22 protein-coding genes are annotated in these 20,418 nt (G+C 71.5%); 10 read left to right on the top strand and 12 right to left on the bottom strand.

Annotation, left to right across the window (positions count from 1 at the left end; all coding sequences use genetic code 11):
• Positions 1-31: 31 nt before the first annotated feature.
• Together L3i22_RS10745 and L3i22_RS10740 are read right to left on the bottom strand one after the other, a co-directional pair.
• The gene (locus tag L3i22_RS10745; protein ID WP_221326815.1) at positions 32-1,519 is read right to left on the bottom strand and encodes a nickel/cobalt transporter; all 1,488 of its coding nucleotides are present in this window, start codon (positions 1,517-1,519) and stop codon (positions 32-34) included.
• Positions 1,516-2,820: a hypothetical protein gene (locus L3i22_RS10740; protein WP_221326814.1), complete on the bottom strand. Its 1,305-nt coding sequence runs from the start codon at positions 2,818-2,820 to the stop codon at positions 1,516-1,518. The genes L3i22_RS10745 and L3i22_RS10740 overlap by 4 nt, the downstream gene beginning before the upstream one ends.
• Positions 2,821-2,968: 148 nt before the next feature.
• Here L3i22_RS10740 and L3i22_RS10735 point away from each other — a divergent pair, with 148 nt between their 5' ends.
• Together L3i22_RS10735 and L3i22_RS10730 are read left to right on the top strand one after the other, a co-directional pair.
• Positions 2,969-4,369, top strand: coding sequence for a DUF4331 domain-containing protein (locus L3i22_RS10735; RefSeq protein ID WP_221326813.1), 1,401 nt, complete (start codon positions 2,969-2,971; stop codon positions 4,367-4,369).
• 201 nt (positions 4,370-4,570) lie between these two features.
• Entirely contained in the window at positions 4,571-6,553 is a 1,983-nt protein-coding gene (locus L3i22_RS10730) for a metallophosphoesterase family protein (protein ID WP_255658106.1), read from the top strand.
• Between the two features lie 259 nt (positions 6,554-6,812).
• Here L3i22_RS10730 and L3i22_RS10725 read toward each other — a convergent pair whose 3' ends face one another.
• Positions 6,813-7,079, bottom strand: a complete 267-nt coding sequence (locus L3i22_RS10725) for a hypothetical protein (RefSeq protein WP_221326812.1) — start codon at positions 7,077-7,079, stop codon at positions 6,813-6,815.
• 256 nt (positions 7,080-7,335) lie between these two features.
• Here L3i22_RS10725 and L3i22_RS10720 point away from each other — a divergent pair, with 256 nt between their 5' ends.
• A complete protein-coding gene (locus L3i22_RS10720) occupies positions 7,336-7,956 on the top strand; it encodes a DUF3455 domain-containing protein (RefSeq protein ID WP_221326811.1) in 621 nt (206 codons plus the stop codon).
• 43 nt (positions 7,957-7,999) lie between these two features.
• Here the strand turns inward: L3i22_RS10720 and L3i22_RS10715 are convergent, their stop codons facing one another.
• The 7 genes from L3i22_RS10715 to L3i22_RS10685 form a co-directional block, all read right to left on the bottom strand.
• On the bottom strand, positions 8,000-8,287 hold the full coding sequence (locus tag L3i22_RS10715; RefSeq protein WP_221326810.1) for a hypothetical protein: 288 nt from the start codon (positions 8,285-8,287) through the stop codon (positions 8,000-8,002).
• An 18-nt stretch (positions 8,288-8,305) separates the two neighbouring features.
• Positions 8,306-9,292: a hypothetical protein gene (locus L3i22_RS10710; RefSeq protein ID WP_221326809.1), complete on the bottom strand. Its 987-nt coding sequence runs from the start codon at positions 9,290-9,292 to the stop codon at positions 8,306-8,308.
• A gap of 6 nt (positions 9,293-9,298) precedes the next feature.
• Positions 9,299-9,724, bottom strand: a complete 426-nt coding sequence (locus L3i22_RS10705; RefSeq protein WP_221326808.1) for a hypothetical protein — start codon at positions 9,722-9,724, stop codon at positions 9,299-9,301.
• Positions 9,718-10,086 carry a YbaB/EbfC family nucleoid-associated protein gene (locus L3i22_RS10700; protein WP_221326807.1) on the bottom strand — a complete coding sequence of 123 codons (369 nt, stop codon included), beginning with the start codon at positions 10,084-10,086 and terminating at the stop codon, positions 9,718-9,720. Before L3i22_RS10700 ends, L3i22_RS10705 begins: the two co-directional genes overlap by 7 nt.
• A 149-nt stretch (positions 10,087-10,235) precedes the next feature.
• Positions 10,236-10,928: a DivIVA domain-containing protein gene (locus tag L3i22_RS10695; RefSeq protein ID WP_221326806.1), complete on the bottom strand. Its 693-nt coding sequence runs from the start codon at positions 10,926-10,928 to the stop codon at positions 10,236-10,238.
• 194 nt (positions 10,929-11,122) lie between these two features.
• Positions 11,123-11,353 (bottom strand): hypothetical protein, encoded by a 231-nt coding sequence (locus L3i22_RS10690; RefSeq protein ID WP_221326805.1) that lies wholly within the window; start codon positions 11,351-11,353, stop codon positions 11,123-11,125.
• Between the two features lie 107 nt (positions 11,354-11,460).
• Positions 11,461-12,672 (bottom strand): low temperature requirement protein A, encoded by a 1,212-nt coding sequence (locus L3i22_RS10685; protein ID WP_221326804.1) that lies wholly within the window; start codon positions 12,670-12,672, stop codon positions 11,461-11,463.
• Positions 12,673-12,793: 121 nt separating this feature from the next.
• On the opposite strand from L3i22_RS10685, the gene L3i22_RS10680 reads away from it, so the two are divergent.
• From L3i22_RS10680 to L3i22_RS10665, 4 genes are all read left to right on the top strand, one after another.
• On the top strand, positions 12,794-13,594 hold the full coding sequence (locus tag L3i22_RS10680) for a rhamnogalacturonan acetylesterase (RefSeq protein ID WP_255658105.1): 801 nt from the start codon (positions 12,794-12,796) through the stop codon (positions 13,592-13,594).
• 122 nt (positions 13,595-13,716) lie between these two features.
• Positions 13,717-14,937 carry an inorganic phosphate transporter gene (locus tag L3i22_RS10675; protein ID WP_221326802.1) on the top strand — a complete coding sequence of 407 codons (1,221 nt, stop codon included), beginning with the start codon at positions 13,717-13,719 and terminating at the stop codon, positions 14,935-14,937.
• Between the two features lie 17 nt (positions 14,938-14,954).
• The gene (locus tag L3i22_RS10670) at positions 14,955-15,269 is read left to right on the top strand and encodes a hypothetical protein (protein WP_221326801.1); all 315 of its coding nucleotides are present in this window, start codon (positions 14,955-14,957) and stop codon (positions 15,267-15,269) included.
• Positions 15,270-15,281: 12 nt separating this feature from the next.
• Entirely contained in the window at positions 15,282-15,602 is a 321-nt protein-coding gene (locus L3i22_RS10665) for a DUF3349 domain-containing protein (RefSeq protein ID WP_221326800.1), read from the top strand.
• On the opposite strand, the gene L3i22_RS10660 is transcribed toward L3i22_RS10665, so the two are convergent.
• On the bottom strand, positions 15,551-16,513 hold the full coding sequence (locus L3i22_RS10660; RefSeq protein ID WP_221326799.1) for a LysR family transcriptional regulator: 963 nt from the start codon (positions 16,511-16,513) through the stop codon (positions 15,551-15,553). The genes L3i22_RS10665 and L3i22_RS10660 overlap by 52 nt on opposite strands.
• A gap of 93 nt (positions 16,514-16,606) precedes the next feature.
• Here L3i22_RS10660 and L3i22_RS10655 point away from each other — a divergent pair, with 93 nt between their 5' ends.
• Positions 16,607-17,710, top strand: coding sequence for a TDT family transporter (locus L3i22_RS10655; protein WP_221326798.1), 1,104 nt, complete (start codon positions 16,607-16,609; stop codon positions 17,708-17,710).
• Positions 17,711-17,822: 112 nt separating this feature from the next.
• On the top strand, positions 17,823-18,728 hold the full coding sequence (gene purU, locus L3i22_RS10650) for a formyltetrahydrofolate deformylase (protein WP_221326797.1): 906 nt from the start codon (positions 17,823-17,825) through the stop codon (positions 18,726-18,728).
• A gap of 78 nt (positions 18,729-18,806) precedes the next feature.
• On the opposite strand, the gene L3i22_RS10645 is transcribed toward purU, so the two are convergent.
• Positions 18,807-19,220 (bottom strand): hypothetical protein, encoded by a 414-nt coding sequence (locus L3i22_RS10645; RefSeq protein ID WP_221326796.1) that lies wholly within the window; start codon positions 19,218-19,220, stop codon positions 18,807-18,809.
• Between the two features lie 219 nt (positions 19,221-19,439).
• Between L3i22_RS10645 and L3i22_RS10640 the strand changes: the two genes are divergently transcribed.
• The gene (locus L3i22_RS10640) at positions 19,440-20,417 is read left to right on the top strand and encodes a TIGR01777 family oxidoreductase (RefSeq protein ID WP_221326795.1); all 978 of its coding nucleotides are present in this window, start codon (positions 19,440-19,442) and stop codon (positions 20,415-20,417) included.
• The last annotated feature ends 1 nt before the right edge of the window (position 20,418 follow it).

Below are 20,418 nucleotides of genomic sequence, written 5' to 3'. Positions count from 1 at the left end.
CGGCGGCTCGTCCGCCGCCGCTCCCGCCCGCTCAGCGCCAGGTGCTCGGCGCCGCCAGCAGGGTCATGCCGAGGCCGACGACGACGATGACCGCGGCGGTGGCGACCGGGAGCCGCCGGGTCAGCACCGCGCTCCAGCGCCCGGAGCCGGCCGCGCGCAGCCGCTCCCCCCAGTGGGCCAGGGCGAAGCCGACGCCGGTGAGCGTGGCGGCCAGGCCGATGCCGTAGGCCAGCACCAGGAGCACGCCGTACCAGGCGCGGCCGAGCGCGGCCGCGCCGAGCAGGACCACCACCGCGGACGGGCTGGGCGACAGGCCGCCGGCGAACCCCATGGCCAGCAGCGGCCGGATCCGCAGCGGCTCGTCGGGCTCCGGCACGTAGTGGGTGTGCGTGGCACCGCCGTGACTGTGGCTGTGACCGTGCGTGTGCTCGTGGTGGTGGCCCGCCAGGATCAGCTGGTCGTGGTGGTGATGGTGCGCGGGGTGGGCGCGCATCCGGCGGACCGCCCGGTACAGCAGGTGCAGGCCGACCACGGTGACGAGCAGCCCGCTGACCACGCGCAGCCATCCGTACATGGCGTCCGGCGCGAACTGCAGCGACGTGGCGAACAGCAGGCCGAGCGCGAGCACCCCGGCGGTGTGGGTGACCGCGACCGCGCCGGCCACGGTCAGTGCGTGCGCCGCCCGCCCCCGCGAACCGACCAGGTAGGCCGCCATGATGGTCTTGCCGTGCCCGGGCGCGACGGCGTGCGCGCCGCCCAGCAGCACCGCGATCAGGAACGCGAGCACCCCGACGCCCAGGGTCAGCTCGGGATGCCCGATCAGCCCGGTGAACCAGAGCGTGAGCCGGTCCGCGCCGCGGCTCGGCGTCGTGCCGGTCACCGGGAACGGCGCGGTGGCGGCCGGCCCACCGGGCCGCACGCTGAACGTGGCTTCCCGGACATCGGAGGAGACCACCCCGCTCGGGTACGCCGTGAGCCGCCCGCTGATCGTCCCGGCCGGCACGTCCGACCGGGTGATGGTGTACCGGTCCCCGACCGCGGTGATCTCCCGCCAGCCGATCCGGTCGGCGAACAGCGTGCTGCGGTAACCGACCGTGGTCGCGGCCCCGATCCGCGCGTCCGCGTGCAGGACACACCCCAGCCGCAGCGTGGTGAGCCCGCCCGCGCCCGCCGGGAACGTCAGCCCGGCCGGCTCGGCGGTGAGCCGCGGACTCCGGTCCCCGACCGTCACCGTGCTCGCGCCGGCCGCCGCGGTGCAGGTACGCGCGGCCCAGGCGTCCCGCTCGGCCGGGGAACTCGTCCCGTCCCGGTCGGTGTCGATCTCGGTCGTCCGGGCCTGGTACGCGGGCAGTTCGGCCAGGTCGAGCACGAAGTCGACGTCCACGCCGGCACCGGTGACCCGCAACCCCGCGTACTGGTTGGTGGTGAAGTTGCCGAGCGGATGGGCCTGCGCCGCGGTGCCGGACAGCAGCGCGCCCAGCACACCGAGCAGGAGCAGGCCGAAACCTCTGCGGATCACGCGGGGCCACCCAGTTCGGTGCGGACGGTACGGGCGCGGACGCCGTACCGAAGGGAGAAGTTGGGGTTGATCTTCAGTGCCTCGGCCAGGTCGGCTCGCGCGCCGGCCCGGTCGTGCAGCGCCAGGCGGATCTCGGCCCGGTAGTAGTGGGCGCGCGCGTCCCGGGTGCCCAGCCGCAGTCCCCGGTTCGCGTGCCCGAGCGCGGCCCGGTCGTCGCCGGCGGCGTGCAGCGCCCAGGCGTACGCGGTCTCCACCGGGACGCCGGGCCGGGCGGCCAGCAGCGCCCGGCCCCGGGCGACCGCGGTCCGCGCGTCGCCGTGGTCGGCGGCGAACAGGATCAGGTCGATGTCGGTGGTCGCCGGGGTGGCACCGGGCAGCCGGGTGGTGACCCGGATGAGGTCGTCGGTCTCGGCCGCCGCGGCGGTCTGCCCGGCCGCGGTGAGCGTGTCGGCGAGCGTCATCAGGTGGTCGAGCGTCGGCAGCGTCGTGGTGGCGGCCCGCAGGTCGGTGATCGCCGCGGCCAGGTCGCCGCGCGCGGCGGACACCCGGGCCCGGTCGGCGAGCAGGGCCGGTTGCCCGGGCACCCGGGCCAGCCCCTCGGCGAACTGGGCGGCGGCGGTGTCCAGGTCCCCGGCGCCGAGGGCCAGCTCGCCGAGGTGGGTCAGCGCGAAGGTGATCTCGTCGGGACTGGTCGCGACCTCGCGGGCCCGGGTCATCAGCTCCCACGCGCGGCGCTGGTCGCCGTGCAGTTCGAACTGGTAGGAGGCGCGGGCGAACGACCCGGTGTCCGGGCGCAGGTCGAGCATCCGCTGGACCGCGGTGCCGGCCTCGGGATAGCGGCCGAGCTCCACGTACGCGTCGGTGAGCACCCCGTACGCGTCGGCCGACCAGGGGTCGGCGGCGACCGCCAGGCGCGCCCAGCGCAGCGCGCCCCGGAAGTCGTGCCGGGCCGCCGCCAGCGCGCCGAACCCGGTCAGCGCGGACGCGTTGCCGTCCGGGCGGACCGCCCGCGAGCGGCGCAGCGCGGTCTCGGCCGCCGCGTAGTTCGCCGGGTCGTAGGTGATCCGGCCGAGCTGGATCCGGGCCAGCCCGAGCGCCGCCCAGCCCTGCCAGTCGCCGGGCACCGTGGCGAGGTGGGTCTCGGTGCGCTCGACGAAGGCGTCCAGCTCCCGCGCCGGCGACCGGTCGACGACGGTGGCCGGGCCGGGAGCGCGCCCGGGCACCAGCGTCGCGCCCGCGCCGAGCAGGGCCACCGCCGCCAGCAGCGTGACCAGGGCCGGGCGCGTCCAACGTCTCCGCATGCCCCTGATCGTCCGCCATTCCGGCCGCCCGGGTGGCAGCGACGCAAGTAATTAAACCCGTTCAACCGGTGCAAATCGACGCGGCGGACTAGACAGGAGGCTGGGGCGGTGGCACCGACGCCGCCGTTCCGCCTGATTCGGGGGAACCATGAGAATCGTCCCGTCCACTCCACGCCGAAGGTTGCTCTCGGTCGCCGCGCTCGGCGCCTCGGCCGCCCTGGTGGCCACGCTCGCGCCGCTCCAGGGTCACGCGTCCTCCCACCGCGAGGCGCCCCTGATCGCGAGCACGCCGAGCCTGGACAACACCGACCTGTACGCGTTCGTCAGCCCGGACCAGCCGGACACCGTCACCATGGTGGCGAACTGGCAGCCGTTCGAGGAGGCGAACGGCGGCCCGAACTTCTACCCGTTCGCGGCCGGGACCGCGTACGACCTCAACATCGACAACAACGGCGACGCCAAACCGGACATCACCTACCGCTGGACGTTCACCACGACGTACCAGGACTCCGGGATGTTCCTGTACAACACCGGCCAGGTCACCTCGCTGACCGACCCGGACCTCAACCTCCGGCAGACCTACCGGCTGGAGCGGATCACCCCCGCCGGGACGAAGCTGATCCTGGCCGCCGCGCCGGTCGCGCCGTCGTTCACCGGCACCGCGTCGATGCCGGACTACCCGGCGCTGTCCAATGCCGCGATCACCTCCGCGGGGACCGGATCCAAGTCGTTCGCCGGCCAGGCCGACGACCCGTTCTTCGCCGACCTGCGGATCTTCGACCTGCTCTACGGCGGTGACCTGAGCAAGGTCGGTCAGGACACCCTGAAGGGCTACAACGTCAACACCATCGCCCTGCGGGTGCCGAAGGCCAACCTGGCGTTCAAGGGCGACGCCATGCGCAACCCGGTCGTCGGCATCTGGTCGACCACCTCGCGGATCGGCGCGGACATGACCGGCAAGCCCGGTAAGCCGCAGCAGGTGTCGCGGCTGGGCATGCCGCTGGTGAACGAGGTCGTCCTGCCGGTGAACCGCAAGAACCTGTTCAACGCCAGCCCGCCGGAGAAGGACGCCCAGTTCGGCAAGTACGTCCTCAATCCCGGCGTGCCGAAGCTGATCGACGCGATCTACCACATCCCGGCGCCGAAGACCCCGCGGACGGATCTGGCCGAGGTGTTCCTGACCGGTGTCTGCAAGGAGTGCGGCGGCCCGGTGCCCGCCGAGCTGAACTCGCAGCTGCTGAACAAGGACGTCAACAAGAAGATGTTCGCCCCGAGCGAGCAGCTGCGCCTCAACATGGCGGTGCCGCCGGCCGAGACCCCGAACCGGCTCGGCGTGGTCGGCGGTGACCTGGCCGGCTTCCCGAACGGGCGGCGCCTGGCCGACGACGTCATCGACGTGACGCTGCAGGCCGCCGAGGGCATCCTGCTGCCGAACCCGCCGGACGCGGTCAAGACCCTGGGTGACGGGGTCGACGCCAACAGCGCGGGCTTCCGGCACCGGTTCCCGTACATCCAGTTGCCGAATCAGGTCAGCGTGAATCAGCCGTGACCCGGCGGCGGGGGTGCGATCTCGCCGGCACCCCCGCCACGTCCGGGCTGCATAACCCCATGATCTTCTATTTGTCAATCAAAGTTACCTCAAAGTCCGCTGTCTATTTCATGGACGGTTAACCGAGAAGATCTCCGGCATTCTCTCGCTGTTCAACCTGTTGGCATGCGTATGCCTCAGCAGGAGGATCAGGATGCCTTCGTGACGCCTTTCTCAAGCAATCGTCCGACCAACGTGGACGAGTACACGGAATGGAACACCCGGGAGCTCGCCAAGGAGTCGATCAGCCGCCGCACGGCGCTGAAGGCGGTCATGGCCGGCGCCGGCGGTTTCGCGGCAGCCCAGTTCAAGCTCGCCGACGCGGCCTTCGCGGCCGGTGGCGGCACCGCCGGCACGGCCGGCGTGGTGGTCTCCGGCCGCCACCTCTCGTTCGTCCCCGGCCGGGACGGCATGCCGCAGGCCGCGATGGCGGTCACCGCACAGCTGGTCAGCAAGACCGGCAGCCTGCCGCGCGGCCTGCGCGCCTTCGTCGAGGTCGGCACCGCGCCCGGCCACTACGGCTCCCGGGCCGAGGCCGAGATCGAGCACCTGGTCGGCCAGTACGCGATCCCCGGCGGCCCGATCGGCAGCCAGTTCTACCTCAAGGCGAAGCTCACCGGCCTGCGCTCGGACACCGTCTACCACTACCGGGTCCGGCTCTCCGACGGCACCGTCTCCGGCGACGCGCACTTCACCACCGCCCCGGACGAGCACTTCTCGCTGCGGGTGCCCAAGCCGTTCACGTTCACCGCGTTCGGCGACGTCGGCACCAACAACGCGCCGGTCGACCCGAAGTACGCCTGGGGTCAGGACCCGGCCGCGGTCACCGCCGCGAACGGCGCCTGGCCCAAGGCCGTCTTCGACAACAACTACTACAGCGCCACCGACCCGGTCGCCGGCACCGGCGGCACCGACCCGACGCCGGCCGTCACCCAGACCAACCTGATGGCCTCCCAGCACCCGGTCTTCACCCTGCTGGCCGGGGACATCTGCTACGCCGACCCGTCCGGGACCGGGCTGCCGGCCGACGACTCCGGCGCGCTCACCACGGGCGCGGCCGCGGGGACGAACCTGTACAACCCGTACGTCTGGGATGTGTTCTTCAATCAGATCGAGTCGCAGGCGGCGTTCACCCCGTGGATGTTCGCCACCGGCAACCACGACATGGAGCCGCTCTACGGGAACACGGCGTTCCTCGGCGACAGCGGGTCACACGGCTACGGCGGCCACATCAAGCGCCTGGACCTGCCGGCCAACGGGCCGAAGACCTGCCCGTCGGTGTACCGCTTCATCTACGGCAACGTCGGGGTGATCTCGGTCGACGCCAACGACCTGTCCGCGGAGATCCAGACGAACACCGGTTACTCCAAGGGCGCCCAGGTCAAGTGGCTGGACGAGACGCTCAAGGCGTGGCGGACCGACCCCGAGCTGGCCGGCCGGGTCGACTTCATCGTGGCGTTCTTCCACCACTGCGCGTACTCGACCACCAACAACCACGCCTCCGACGGCGCGGTGCGCTCGGCGCTCGACCCGCTGTTCACCAAGTACCAGGTCGACCTGGTCGTGCAGGGCCACAACCACCTGCTCGAACGTACCGACCCGATCAAGAACGGGCGCCGCTCGAAGGGCGCGCCGGACGGCTCCACGATCCACCCGGCGACCGACGGGGTCACGTACATCACCGCCGGCTCGGGCGGGCGGCCGCGCTACCCGTTCCGGCCCGCACCGAGCGCCGCCGCGCCCGCCCCGACCGGGATCGAGCCGGAGGGCGCGCAGCTGCTGCCCGAGGGCCAGCGGTACCGCGGGTACACCCCGCCGGGCGGCGCCAACGTCACCGAGAACAACACCGAGAACATCGTGAACAGCTACTACTGGTCGGCGGCGGGCACCGCGGTCAACGCCTCCGGCTACCCGGCGGGCACCAAGGTTCCGGAGACCGTGGACTGGTCCCAGGTCCGCTACGACGACTACGCGTTCATCGCCGTCGACGTCGTGCCGGCCCGGCGCGGGCAGCGGACCACGTTCACCATCCGGACGCTGGCGGATGCTCTGCCGGGCAGCGGGCAGCCGTACACCGAGATCGACCGGATCACGCTGGCCCGCACGGCCGGCCTCAGCCGCATCCACACCCTGCACGAGCACTGATCCGCCACCCCACCGAAGCGGCCCGGCACCCACTCCACACGCCGGGCCGCTTCACCAAACCATCAAGATCAAATGCTTTCTTGCCTCGGCTGCGGCCAATAACTGATCGTCGCTCCCGCGGGGACCCTTCCGGGCCTCGCAGGGCGCAGGGCGCCCAAAACGCGAGCCCCTCCAGGGCGACGTCCGAGGGTGGTTGCGCCAAACCCCGAACCCGTCGATCCCGCGGCCGCACCCAGCCCGGTTGGCGCGGATCGCGGTATCAGTAGCCGCCCTCCTCGATCTTGCAATTGGTGTGCTGCCGGAGATTCGCCAGCACCTCGTCGCGACGGCCGAGCAGCCAGTCCGGCATCACCTTCGACCACTTGTCCTCATCCGGAACCGCGATCAGGCCCGGACTCCAGAAAAAGCCGTAGCTCCGATCGTCCTCCCAGTAGCGGATCTCCTCCCGGTCGTAGGTGAGCCGAAACGGGAGCTCCGGCTCGGGCGGGAGCTCCTCCCGGCCGAGAAGCCGCTGCAGCCAGCCCATTCGTCCTCCTCGTAGCAGATCTGGCGGGGATGCTGACAGATCGATCAGCTTGATCGGAAGGGCTGCCGGGTCACATCGTTCGGATTAGCCGGATCTCCGGCGGCGGGTGAACGGCAGATCGCGAGAAGGGGACGATCGATGAATTTCCGGTGCCCAAAGGGGCAGGAATCAAGTTGATCTCGATCCATCGTGGACGGATTCCCGTGAATGCAGACGGTGGGCAGGGGGCTCACCAGACATATGTGGGGGATTTTCGATGTTCCGTACCAAACGTTCCCGGATCCGTGCGTTCGCGCTGACCGGGAGCCTCGTGGTCGCCGGGGGCACCATCGGCGCGGTCACGTACAACGCCTCGGCCGCGGAGACCTCCGTGGCCACCTCGTCCGCCGCGTCCAACACGAACGCGGTCGCACCGGTCACCAACGCGATCCCGGAGGCGATCCGCCCGCCGGCCGGCTCCCGCCCGATCGGGGCGTACGTGGTCGTCAACGGCACCCAGAACTACACCTGCGTGGTCCCGGCCGGCGCCACCACCGGCGCCTACCCGGCCACCTCGACGCCCGAGGCGCAGCTGCTCGGCACCGGCGGCCGGATCCACCACTTCGCCGGCCCGAGCTGGCAGTCGCTCCGCGACAACTCCCTGGTCACGGCGAAGAAGCTGAAGGAGTCGCCGCGCACCGGCACGATCGCCGAGCTGCTGCTCGAGGTCACCAGCCACTCCGGCAAGGGCGTGCTGAGCAAGGCCGACTTCATCAGCCGCCTGTACACCTCGGGCGGCGTCAAGCCGGAGGGCACCTGCACCACCGGCGAGTCCAAAGCCGTCCCGTACAAGGCCCTCTACGTCTTCTGGGACGACCCGGCCACCCCGGCAATCTGACCCGGCTCTGACATCGGCCCGGCGGCAACCGTCGCCGGGCCGGTCACCGGAAGATGCTCCGGAACTCGGACTCCGCTCCCCAGAATTCCGCGATCTCGGTAATGATCGCCTGCAGGTTGTCTGCGATCTCGGGCGGCAGCAGCTCCCCGTTGTCGTCCCATCTCAACTGGGTAGGGATGTAGAACCACAGCTCGTTGAGACCCCGCTGCACCGGCAGGTTCAGGGTGTGCCCGTCGAGCTCGACCTCCATCGCGTCGCGCCCGGCACCGCCGAGGGTCACCCCGGACTCGACGTGCAGCGCCCACTGGGGGCGCAGTTTCCGAACAGTCATGCCGGACTCCTCATCACCTCAGGGAAAGGGGTCGATGACATTAATCTTCGTGATGTTCGGATTTTTCTCAAGCGCGCCCTTCTCCACCCTGAGCCATGCGCTCCTCAACGAGGGGCTGTGAGTCCACGCCGTCGCCTCGCCCGAGGCCGACTGGGCATATCGCTCGGACAGCCGGAACCAGACCTCGTCCGCCTGAGGGTTGCTGATCGGTGAGGTCACCTTGTCGTAGAGGTGCATGTCGTCGAACCGCCGACCACCTGGGGTCTGCTCGATGAGAATCTTGGTGACGCCGTCCACCTGCTTCTCGGCATAATCGCCCATCCGCTCGCCGTTCGGCTGCTTCCCGGAGTAGAAGTTCGCGCCATTGAACGGGCTGCGCACGTCGGCGTTCTGGACCTGGTGCATGAGGCCCTTGAAGGCGGTCCGCTCGCTGCCGCTGATGGTCTTCTCGGCGAGTTTCTTGGCGCCGGCCTTCTCCAGCATCTTCGCGGCCTTGCGCAGCATCGCGGCGATCTCCCGCTCGATGAGCGCCATCGCCTCGTGGATCAGCTTCTTGATGGCGACCCGGGTCAGCGTGATCCACACCGGGATCTCCGCGAGGGTCGCCCCCGCGGAGACCGTCGCGGTGGCGAGCGCCTGCCCGACCTCGAAAGCCAGCGCGGTCAGCTGGGCGATGAACGCCGCCTTCAGCCCGACCGTCACGCCGGCCATGGCGATCAGCGCGCCGCCGATGATCTCGGACGCGGTGGCCGCCTCGGCGAGGTGGTGGCCGGGGCCGTCCGGGCCGTTCCACCACTGTTCGAACGCGTCGACGGTGGCGCCCTCGTTGCCGAGCCAGACCTCCCGGGCGGCCGCGTTGGCCTGGTCGGCGTGGGCCCGCATCCGGGTGCCGTGGTCGATCCAGGTCCGGCCGTCGGCGGCGAGCTGGTCCTCGTCAGCCTCCGGCCACTCCAGGCCGATCCAGCTGAGCGGCTCGGTGAGCTCGCTGGGCAGCGTGATCGTCATGGCCGGTCACCCCCCGCTGCCGGGCGCGGGCGCCGGGGTGGGAGCGGGTGCAGGGGCGGGACCTCCGCCGGGCGTGGGACCCGGCCCGGGGTTCGGGGTCGGGCTGGGCACCGAACCGCCTGCCCCGTAGATGTCGGCCGCCCCGGCCTCGTCCGAGTCGACGACCGAGCCGGCCAGCATGACCAGCGTGGTGGCGGCGAACCCGACCTGCTCGGTGTACGACCCCATCGCGTCCAGCGCGACGTCCCGCACCGCCCGATACGCGAGGGCGAACACGCTCCCGGTCTCGTCGGTGCCCCACGGGTCGGACCCGGCCCCGACCGCCGCCTCCAGCGTGGTCAGGTCGTCGGCCATCCGCTGGGCGATCCCGGCCAGGTTCCGCCCGGCGGCGGCGACGTGCTCCGGGTCGAGGCGGAGCCGCTCGTTCACCACGGCCGGGCCGCCCGCCGGTTGAGGTCGTTCAGGGCGGTGGAGATCTCGGCGAACCGGCGTTCCGCGGTGTCCGACGCCTCGGCGAGCGCGTTCCGGAGCCGTTCCGGGGCGACCGCCGCGCCGTACCGGGAAGTGGTTTTCCCGGTTTGGTCCTGGACCTGGTCCTGGGCCGCGGTGAAGGCCGCGATCAGCGCCGCGCGCAGCTCCTCCAGCGGCAGGTACGACACCCGCGGGTCCAGGTAGAGATCGCTGAGCCGGCCGTCGGAGTCGAGTTCGACCCAGACCCGGCCGTCAGCGGCATCGGCGGACACGAAGCCGGATGAGTCCGACGACTCCGGCGAGAAGTTCGAATAGTCCCCCACAACGCCCCTCCACATCGGCCGTTCCGGGGACGCCCTGTGAAGCGACGCTCACCCCCTGTGTCGCCGAATACAGCCAGAAGATGGAGCGCGTTCAATGAAAAAGCCCCGCAGACCAAAAAAGGTCCACGGGGCCACGAGAGCCGGCCGGGTCACTCGGCGGTGTCGGGACCGTTCGTCAGGTCCATGAGCTGCTGCGTCACGTGGTTGGTGAGCGCCTGCTGGTAGCCCGACGCGAGCTGCCCCAGCTTGTCGATCTCGTCGATCAGCTGGGCCCGCTTCTCCACCAGGCTGTCCATCGCCTCGGCGTGGTTGCGGCGCGCGTCGCTCTCGATCGTGCTCGCCTTCATCTGGGCCTCGGCGGTGAGCTGGTCGGCCTTGCCGCGGGCCTGCTCCATCAGCGCCTCGACCTCGCGCTGCGCGTCGCGCATGTGCTCGTCGGCGGTGCGCTGGGCCATCATCAGCACCCGGGCGTTGCGGTCGTCGTCGCCGACCGTCGCCAGCGCGCCGGACGGGACGGCGCTGCGGGCCCGCTCCAGCTGCTGCTGCATGTTGCGGGCGTTCTGCTCGGCCCGGGCGCGGGCCTCCTGCAGACGCTCGAGCTGACCCTGCAGGTCGGCGAACTCATTGGTGATCACCATGGTCGCGGCCGGGTTTCCGCCGCCACCGCCACCGCCGCCGCGCTGCGCCTGGCCCCGGAGCGAGTTGTTCTCCTCGAGCAGGCGGATCAGCTCCTGCTCGACCTCGTCGAGGAAGGCGTCGACCTCTTCCTCGTCGTACCCCCGCTTGCCGATCGGCGGCTTCTTGAAGGCCACGTTGTGGATATCAGCTGGGGTGAGCGGCATCGCATTCCTCGGTTCCCGTCGGCGGACGTGGTGCGGCCCGAAATCCTACGCAACAGCGGCACGTTACCGCCCGTGGGCATGATCACGCGGCCCCGAAGTCGCTGACCAGGCTTGATGTGAGCAGGCGCACGCCCGGGTCATAGCGTGCAAGTCACGGATAGTACCGGCCGGTGGCGTCCGGCGCACGGGTCGGATCATGACAAGTGGAAGATCATGACGACCCCGGCGTGCACTCCCAGACCGGTCCAGGCGCCGAGGCAGAGGAACCTTCCGGCCGACTTCCGGCGCGGGTCACCGGCCTGGATCAGCCCGGCGCCGACGGCCAGCGACACCACCAGCACGCACAGCGCTCCGGAGACGCCGCCGGGTGTCGCGTCCGCCACGCAGAGCAACTGCGGGATGAATCCGGCATCGAAGCCGACCATCCTCGGCCATCGCTTCCGCCACCAACCGGCCACTCGCCCACCCCCGTACGCGCATTGTCCGCAGTAAATGTAATTACTCGGCACCCGCGATTTCGGGCATGTGGGGCTCAGACTTTGGCCACCCGGATCTCGCCGGCCCGGTGCTGGACCACGCCGGTGATCACCCCGCCGATCAGGACCGTCGCGCAGAGCGCCACCATCGCCACCGGCGAGAGCCCGGGCAGCAGGCTGACCGCGAGCACCAGCGGCACGCCCAGGCCGGGCCAGAGCAGCACGGCCCGCCACCGCCGGGACAGCACGCCCTGGATCACCGCGGCGCTGAGCAGGTAGCCGGCCAGACCGGCGCCGAGGACGGCCCGGGTGCCGAGCGGCAGGTGCTCCTCCGCGCCGTGCAGGATCGCGTGTTCCAGCCCGACCGCCACGGCCGCCAGGCTCACCGCGACCGGCAGGTGGGCGTACACGTAGAAGTCGTGGACGCCCTGGTGGGTGCCGCCGTCGCCCTCCTGGACCAGGCGGCGCTTCGCGGCCCCGCCGGAGAGATCGAAGTACGACCACCAGAGCGCGGCCGCGGCCAGGAATCCGCAGATCGCCGCGAGCACCACCTCGGCCGCCCAGTGCCCGTCGCGCAGGCCGACCACGGTCGCCGCCACCGACTCGCCGAGCACCAGGATGACGAAGAGCCCGAACCGGTCCGGCAGATGCTCCATGTGCAGCGGCGGCGCGTCCGGGACCCGGGCCGCGAGGGTGGGCCCGAGCAGGTCGAGAACCACCCCGATCGCCCAGAGGGCGTACCGGCCCGGCCCGGGCACGGCGAGCGAGACGGTCCAGCACACCGCGCCTGCGGCGTGCCCCCAGAGGTACGGCCGGATCCCGGCCCGCGCCTCCGGCAGGGTCCGCCACACCCGCAGGTAGCCGAGCACCAGCACCACCCGCAGCAGCGCGTACCCGGCGGCGAACCACAGCGCGTGCGCCCCGATCGCCTGCTCCGCCGACGCGGCCATCACGATCACCCCGGCCATCCCGGCGAGCGTGAGCAGCCGGAAGATCGCGTCGTCGGTGTCGAACCGGTTGGCGTAGAGCGTGGCGCTGGCCCACGCCCACCACCCGGCCACCAGGATCGCCACGAACCGGAAGCCGCCGGTGAGCGTCTCGTCCGAGGCCAGCACGTCCGCGCAGCGGCCGACGAACAGTACGAAGGCCAGGTCGAAGAAGAGCTCGAGCCGGGTCGCGGAGCGGTTCGCGTCGCGGTTGACGTCGGGTGGGCGGACCAGTTCGCGTTCTTCCTCGTCCTCCCGGTCCAGCTGTTCCCGCTCCGTCATGCGGTCTGTGATACCCGGCGGGGAGAGATCCGAATCAACGTCTTCACCATGAGGAAAGCGCTTGCCTGCATCGACGTTCGCTGATTTGATGGCGAGCATGACACTCGATCGGAGAACCCTCTTGCGCGCATCCCTCGGCGGCGCGGCCGCCGGCGTACTGGGCCTGCCGGCCGTGGCCGAGGCGAAACGGCGGACCACCGTCTTCGTCGCCGGCGACTCGACCGCCGCGACGTACGCGATCGCCGACATCCCCCGGGCCGGCTGGGGCCAGGCCCTGCCGGTCTTCCTCCGGCACGACGTCGCCGTGGTCAACGGCGCCCTCTCCGGCGCCAGTTCGAAGAGCTTCGCCGACCTGGGCCGGCTCGACCTGATCCTGGCCGCCATCCGCCCCGGCGACACGCTGCTGGTCTCGTTCGGCCACAACGACGAGAAGGTCGAGGACCCGGCCCGCGGGACCGACCCGTGGACCACGTTCCAGGACTACCTGCGGCTCTACCTGGACGGGGCGCGCGCCGCGCACGCGCGCCCGGTGCTGGTCACGCCGGTGGAGCGGCGCCGCTTCCGGGCCGACGGCACCCCGTACCTGTCGCACGGGGAGTACCCGGACGCCATGCGCGCCCTCGCCGAGCAGACCGGGACCCCGCTGATCGACCTGACCGCGCTCTCCTTCGACCTCTGGTCGAAACTCGGGCCGGAGACCACAAAGGACTATTTCCTCTGGCTCGACGCCGGGATCTCACCGAACTATCCGGACGGCGTCGCGGACAACACGCATTTCCAGGCGCACGGCGCGATCGAGGTGGCCCGTCTCGTGGTGGCCGAGGGTTGTACGATTCCTGGCCGCGACACCCGCGCTCTTCATGACCCGGCCATCCCGGACGACGTGCTCACCTGGCCGGTCACCAGGCCGGCCGAGAGCTGAAACCGATGCGGCGGCGAATGATTGGTTAACCTGATTATTCATCCAGGCCAATCGGCGGCGAACTCTATATAACCGCCCGCCGGAGGCTGGTTGGGCCCCGGTACGGGGTAGACGATTTTCCCGTGACCGAAACAACCGTGGTCCTCATCCTCGTGGTCATCACCGCCCTAGGGTTCGATTTCACCAACGGCTTCCACGACACGGCCAACGCGATGGCGACCTCGATCGCCACCGGCGCGCTGCGTCCCAAGGTTGCTGTGCTCCTGTCCGCCGTGCTCAACCTGGTCGGCGCGTTCCTCTCGGTCGAGGTCGCGCTCACCGTCACGAACGCGGTGGTCAAGATCCAGAACAGTGACGGCACACCGAAATCGGAGCTGTTGGCCGACGGTGGCATGGCCCTGTTGCTGATCGTCCTCGCCGGCCTGGTCGGCGGCATCCTCTGGAACCTGCTCACCTGGCTGCTCGGCCTGCCGTCGAGCTCCTCGCACGCCCTGTTCGGCGGCCTGATCGGCTCCGCGATCGCCGGCCTGGGCTGGGCCGGCGTCAAGTGGAACGGCGACGGCTCCAAGCTCGACGGCGTGGTCGGCAAGGTGCTGCTGCCGGCGGTCATGTCGCCGGTGATCGCGGGTGTGGTCGCCGCGGCCGGCACCTGGATCATCTACCGGATCACCATCGGGGTGGCCCGGCGGTTCACCGAGAACGGCTTCCGCTGGGGCCAGATCGGGTCCGCCTCGCTGGTCTCGCTGGCCCACGGCACCAACGACGCGCAGAAGACGATGGGCGTCATCACGCTCGCGCTGATCGCCAGCGGCGAGTGGACCGACACCAAGAACATCCCGCTGTGGGTCAAGTTCGCCTGCGCGCTGGCCATCGCGCTCGGCACCTACCTGGGCGGCTGGCGAATCATCCGGACGCTGGGCAAGGGCCTGGTGGAGATCTCCTCGCCGCAGGGCATGGCCGCCGAGTCCGCGTCGGCCGCGGTGATCCTGGCCTCCAGCCACCTCGGGTTCGCGCTGTCCACCACGCACGTGGCGACCGGCTCGATCCTGGGCTCCGGCGTCGGCCGGCCGGGCGCGCAGGTGCGCTGGTCGGTCGCCGGGCGGATGGTCGCGGCCTGGCTGATCACGCTGCCCGCGGCGGCCGTGGTCGGCGCCGTCACGTGGTGGATCGCCGACCTGATCGGCGGCCTCGGCGGCGCCCTGGTGGTCTTCGCGATCCTGGTCGCGCTGGCGGTCTACATGTACCTGCGCTCGCGCCGCGAGCCGATCGACCACAACAACGTCAACGACGAGTGGGACGCCCCGGCCGAGGCGCCGAAGGCCACCGCCGGCGCGGCGAGCTGAGCGGGCGAGGAGAAACCATGCACAACCTGACCCTGGCCTTCGAAGGCGCCTGGAAGGTGCTGGCCGCCAGCCTGATCCTGGGCGCCGGGCTGCCGGCCGTCTTCGCCCTGGGCATCCGGTCGCTCGCGTACGGCGCGGGCGGCGAGGCCGAGGTGCACGAGACCGGCACGGCCGGCCCGAAGCCGCACGCCGTCGGCACCGCCGGTGGGTACCTCGCGTTCGCCGTGGTGCTGCTGGGCATCGCCCTGGGCATCACGTTCGTGGTGGCCACCGGCTTCGGCAAGGCGCTCAGCTTCGAGCACGTCTACCCGACCATCGTCGACAAGCACTGACCGGAGACGACATTGAGCGAGCAACGGTCGAACTTCGTCACCCGCGCCGTCGGGTGGCTCCGGGCCGGCTACCCGGAGGGTGTCCCGCGGCAGGACTACGTCGTGCTGCTCGGGCTGCTGCGCCGCAAGCTGACCGAGGACGAGGTCCGCAAGATCGCGCAGGAGCTGGCCACCCAGGCGCAGCCCGGCGACGGCCCGATCACCGGCGCGGACATCGAGGACATGATCAACGGCACGATGCTGCAGGAGGCCACCCCGGCCGACGTGGTCCGGGTCTCCGCTCATCTGGCCGCCGGCGGCTGGCCGCTGGCGGATCCGCCGCCCAGCGACTGAATGTGACCGAGTAGGACCCGGACGGCGCCGGCGGGCGGCGTCCGGGCCCCGGTCCAGATCGCCCGCAGCTCCCGCCGCAGATCGAGCCCGGGCACCTCGACGGCCCGCAACCGCCCGGTCCGCAGGTCGTCCTCGACGGCCAGCCGGCTGAGCACCGCCGGGCCGGCCCCGGCCAGCACACCGGCCCGCACCGCCGCGGTGGTCGACAGCTCCAGCACCGCCGGCGCCGGCTCCCGGCCCGTCGCCCGCAGCGCCGAGCCGAGGAAATCCCTGGTACCGGAGCCGCGCTCACGCGTCACCAGCGGCGTCCCGGCCAGCTCAGCCACGGTCACCCCGGTCCGGCGGCGCGCCCACCGATGATCCGGCGGCACCACCAGGACCAGTTCGTCGCGGGCGACCACCCGGCTGCGCAGCCCGGCCGGCATGCTCGGCCCCTCGACGAACCCCAGATCCGCCGTGCCGGCCAGCACCTGCTCGACCACCTGGTCGCTGTTGGCCGCGGTGAGCACCACGTCGGGCGGCGTGCCACCCCGGCGCGCGGTGTCCGCCCGGCAACTGACCAGCCAGCTCGGCAGCAGATGCTCGGCGACGGTCAGGCTCGCGCTGACCCGCAGCCGGGTGTGGCTGTCCTCGCGCAGCGCGGCCAGCCCGGCGTCCACCTCCTCGGCCAGCCGGATCAACCGGTCCGCCCACTGCGCCACCACGACGCCCTCCGGCGTCAGCCGCGCGCCGCGGGTGGTCCTGGTCGCCAGGCGCACGCCGGTCACCTTCTCCAGCGCCGCCAGCCGCGCCGAGACCGCCTGCTGGGTCAGCCCGGCCTCGCGCCCGGCGGCGCTCAGCGTCCCGGTCCGGGCCACGGCGAGAAGAATCTGCAGGGCGGTCAGGTCCGGCATGCGGGGGCTCAGGGTCACAAGATTTGATGGTACGGAGTCACAACCGCTGCTTGTGACTCCACAACAACGACACCGCTACCGGCCAGGGCGGTTCCGTCCGATCGTGGACTCATGCTCAGCACCCGGCCCTTCGCCCCGCCCCGCCACCCGGTGCCGGCCACGTCCCGGCGACGGCCGGTCCGGCCCACGCCGAACTGGTTCGCGACCGTGATGGGCACCGGCATCCTGTCCGTCGCCGCGGTCTCGCTCCCCTGGCAGCCGCCCGGCCTGCGGACGTTCGCCCTGGGCGCCTGGCTGCTCGCCGCCACGCTGCTGATCGTGCTGGTCACCGGGGTGCTGCGGCACCCGCGCGCCGCGCTCGCCCACCGGTCCGACCCGGTGCTCGCGCACTTCTACGGCGCCCCGCCGATGGCCCTGCTCACGGTGGGCGCGGCGACGCTGCTGGCCGGGCGGGACGTGCTGGGCACCACCGCCGCGGTCGCGGTGGACGCGGTGCTCTGGACGGCCGGCACGGTGCTCGGGCTGGTGGCCGCGGTCGCGGTGCCGTACCTGCAGTTCACCCGGCACGGGGACGGCGGGGACGGGGCGAGCGGCTCCTGGCTGATCCCGGTGGTGCCGCCGATGGTGTCCGCGACCACCGGCGCGCTGCTGGTCCCGCACCTCCCGGCCGGGCAGCTGCGGCTGACGCTGCTGCTCGGGTGCTGGGCGATGTTCGGGCTGAGCCTGATCGCGTCGTTCGTGGTGCTGTCGATGATCTGGCAGCGGCTGGCGACCCGGCGGATCGGGCCGGCCGCCACCGTCCCGGCGCTCTGGATCGGCCTCGGGCCGCTGGGCCAGTCGATCACGGCGGCGAACGCGCTCGGCGACGCGGGCACGGGCGTGCTGCCCGGCCCGTACGGGCATGGGTTCGCTGTGCTCGGGGCCCTTTACGGCGTACCCACGTGGGGTTTTGCTCTGCTCTGGGCCGGTCTGGCCGCAGCCGTGACCGTGCGCGCGGCCCGCGACCACCTGCCCTTCGCGCTGAGCTGGTGGTCGTTCACGTTCCCGGTCGGCACCATGGTGACCGGCACCTCGGCACTCGCCGCGCACCTCGGCTCGACGATGTTCGCCCTGCTCGCGGTAGTTTTCTACGCGGCGCTGCTGGCGGCCTGGACGATCGTCGCCGTCCGCACCGGCCGGGCCCTGCGCGACGGGGCGCTGCCCCGGCCCGCCTGATCCCGACGGATGGACCCGGGCCACCGGGCACCCCCGGGTTACGGAAGAATCCCTGGTCGGATCTTGTAGTGCTGGTGCTCTCGCAGTGCCCGTGACAGAAAGGAGGACCGGCGTGACGGTGACCCAGAGCTCGCCCGCGGTCCACACACCGACCGGGCCCACCGACAACCAGGCCGTCCTGATCGTGCACGGCAAGGACCGGACCGGCATCGTCGCGGCGATCAGCGCGGTGCTCGGCAAGCACGACGCCAACATCGTGTCCCTGGATCAGTACTCGGACAACCCGCACGGCGGCGCGTTCTTCCAGCGCACGGTCTTCGCGCTGGACCACCTCAAGGCCAAGCTGCCGCAGGTCGAGCTGGACCTGCGGGCCAAGCTCGCCGAGGGCTTCGAGCTGGAGTACACGCTGCGCGACCTGTCCGTCCCGAAGCGGGTGGCGATCTTCGCGTCGAAGGACGACCACTGCCTGCTCGACCTGCTCTGGCGGCACCGCCGCGGCGAGCTGCCGATCAACGTCTCGATGGTCATCTCGAACCACGCGGACACCGCGAACGAGGTGCGCTTCTTCGGCGTCCCGTTCTTCCACGTGCCGTCGGCCGGGCCGGACAAGTCCGGCGCCGAGGCGCAGCACCTGCAACTGCTGCAGGGCAACGTCGACTTCATCGTGCTGGCCCGCTACATGCAGATCCTCAGCGGCGGCTTCATCGAGCGGGTCGGCGTCCCGATCATCAACATCCACCACAGCTTCCTGCCGTCGTTCATCGGCGCCGGGCCGTACGCGAAGGCCAAGCTGCGCGGCGTGAAGCTGGTCGGGGCGACCGCCCACTACGTCACCGAGGACCTGGACGAGGGCCCGATCATCGAACAGGACGTGGTCCGGGTCTCGCACGCCGACACGGTCGCCGACCTGCAGCGGCGCGGGGCGGACGTGGAGCGGGCGGTGCTGTCCCGCGCGGTCCGCTGGCACAGCGAGGACCGCGTCATCCGCCACGACAAACACACCATCGTCTTCGCCTGACCGCTCGTCTCGCCGCTGGGCCGCAAGCACTCACTCACCGCGGCCCGGCCAACACCCGCGGCCAACCGAGCCCCTCGCTCACCGCGAGCCGGCCCGCCCTCGCGGCCGTCCAGGCCCCTGCAGCGCCTCCTCCCCACCCCTCCCGCACCCTTTTCGCGGTTTTCGCGGGCCCAGGTAGTCCGGTTCCGGCTGCCGCACCAGGAAGCCGCATGCGATCGCTGCCACGAGCCACACCAGGCTGTACTCATTCGCCTGCACGAAGATCACCTCGAACGGAAGCCAGAGCAGCGCCGAGAGCCGCAAGCTCCGGCCCCGGAACCGCCGGGGAGCACACTTCCGGCCGATCGCCCACAGGATGACGACCGAGACGACGGCCTCTACCAGGCGGATCTCCATCAGCGGGACGACCAAGAACTTGACCACAGCGCCCACCGAGCGGAAGTCGTCGCCGGTCCGGCCGCCCGGCCACCACACCCAGATGATCGCCAGCACGACTCCCACGAACTGAACGGCGGCGAACAGGCCGACCCATTTCAGGGACCACCGGACGAACAACGCCCGGGGCCACGCCACCCGCTGCCCGGGATGAGCAGGGACTTCCCACATCACGCATCACGCTCTCTCGCTACCCAGCGACCAGTTGAGCAATCGCTCAAACGGCATTATGCTGGTGTTTGAGCGACTGCTCAAGTGGCGAATCGAGGGGGCGCTGTGAAGATCGTCATTCCCGGGGGCACCGGCCAGGTCGGCGCGATCCTGGACCGGGCGCTGACCGAGAACGGCCACGAGGTCGTGGTCCTGACCCGCGCTCCGAAGGGCGACCGCCAGGTCCGCTGGGACGGCGCCACGCTCGGGGACTGGGCCGCCGAGATCGACGGCAGCGACGCCGTCGTGAATCTGGCCGGCCGCAGCGTGAGCTGCCGGTACACCGAGGCGAACCTCGCGGCCATGATGAGCTCGCGGATCGACTCGGCGCGGGTCGTCGGCGAGGCGATCGCCGCGGCGGCCCGGCCGCCGAAGGTCTGGCTGCAGATGAGCACCGCGACGATCTACGCGCACCGGTTCGACGCGCCCAACGACGAGTACGACGGCCTGATCGGCGGCGACGAGCCGGGCGTGCCCGGCTACTGGGGCTACAGCATCGAGATCGCGCGGAACTGGGAGGCCGCGCAGGAACGAGCCGCGACGCCGCACACCCGCAAGGTCGCGCTGCGGTCGGCGATGGTGATGAGCCCCGACCATGGCGGGGTCTTCGACGTGCTGAGCCGGCTCGCGCGACTCGGCCTCGGCGGGCCGGTCGCCGGCGGTCGGCAGTACGTGTCCTGGATCCACGACCACGACTTCGTGCGGGCCGTCCGCTTCCTGATCGGGCGGGACGACCTCGCCGGGGCGGTGAACCTGGCCGCGCCGCACCCGCTGACCCAGCGCGAGTTCATGCGGGAGCTGCGTTCGGCCTGGCGGGTGCCGTTCGGTCTCCCGGCCACCCGGCAGATGGCCGAGCTCGGCGCCTTCGCCCTGCGGTCGGACACCGAGCTGCTGCTGAAGAGCCGGCGCGTCGTGCCGGGCCGTCTCACCGACGCGGGATTCACGTTCGACCACCCGCGGTGGGCGGCGGCGGCCACCGATCTCACCGCCCGGCGCCGTCGCCTCTCCGGCGCCCCGCCGGCACTCGTTCCGCAGGCAAGCTGAA

The sequence above is a fragment of the Actinoplanes sp. L3-i22 genome (genome assembly GCF_019704555.1).
GTDB lineage: Bacteria > Actinomycetota > Actinomycetes > Mycobacteriales > Micromonosporaceae > Actinoplanes.
The sequence above is the reverse complement of the archived record's forward strand: the minus strand, read 5'-3'. Positions and strand labels throughout refer to the sequence as shown.

Bases quoted from the DNA above. Each gene is read 5' to 3' on its own strand.
- L3i22_RS10740 (WP_221326814.1), bottom strand. From the start codon at position 2,820: ATGCGGAGACGTTGGACGCGCCCGGCCCTGGTCACGCTGCTGGCGGCG.
- L3i22_RS10735 (WP_221326813.1), top strand. From the start codon at position 2,969: ATGAGAATCGTCCCGTCCACTCCACGCCGAAGGTTGCTCTCGGTCGCC.
- L3i22_RS10725 (WP_221326812.1), bottom strand. From the start codon at position 7,079: ATGGGCTGGCTGCAGCGGCTTCTCGGCCGGGAGGAGCTCCCGCCCGAG.
- L3i22_RS10720 (WP_221326811.1), top strand. From the start codon at position 7,336: ATGTTCCGTACCAAACGTTCCCGGATCCGTGCGTTCGCGCTGACCGGG.
- L3i22_RS10715 (WP_221326810.1), bottom strand. From the start codon at position 8,287: ATGACTGTTCGGAAACTGCGCCCCCAGTGGGCGCTGCACGTCGAGTCC.
- L3i22_RS10710 (WP_221326809.1), bottom strand. From the start codon at position 9,292: ATGACGATCACGCTGCCCAGCGAGCTCACCGAGCCGCTCAGCTGGATC.
- L3i22_RS10695 (WP_221326806.1), bottom strand. From the start codon at position 10,928: ATGCCGCTCACCCCAGCTGATATCCACAACGTGGCCTTCAAGAAGCCG.
- L3i22_RS10690 (WP_221326805.1), bottom strand. From the start codon at position 11,353: ATGGTCGGCTTCGATGCCGGATTCATCCCGCAGTTGCTCTGCGTGGCG.
- L3i22_RS10685 (WP_221326804.1), bottom strand. From the start codon at position 12,672: ATGACGGAGCGGGAACAGCTGGACCGGGAGGACGAGGAAGAACGCGAA.
- L3i22_RS10670 (WP_221326801.1), top strand. From the start codon at position 14,955: ATGCACAACCTGACCCTGGCCTTCGAAGGCGCCTGGAAGGTGCTGGCC.
- L3i22_RS10655 (WP_221326798.1), top strand. From the start codon at position 16,607: ATGCTCAGCACCCGGCCCTTCGCCCCGCCCCGCCACCCGGTGCCGGCC.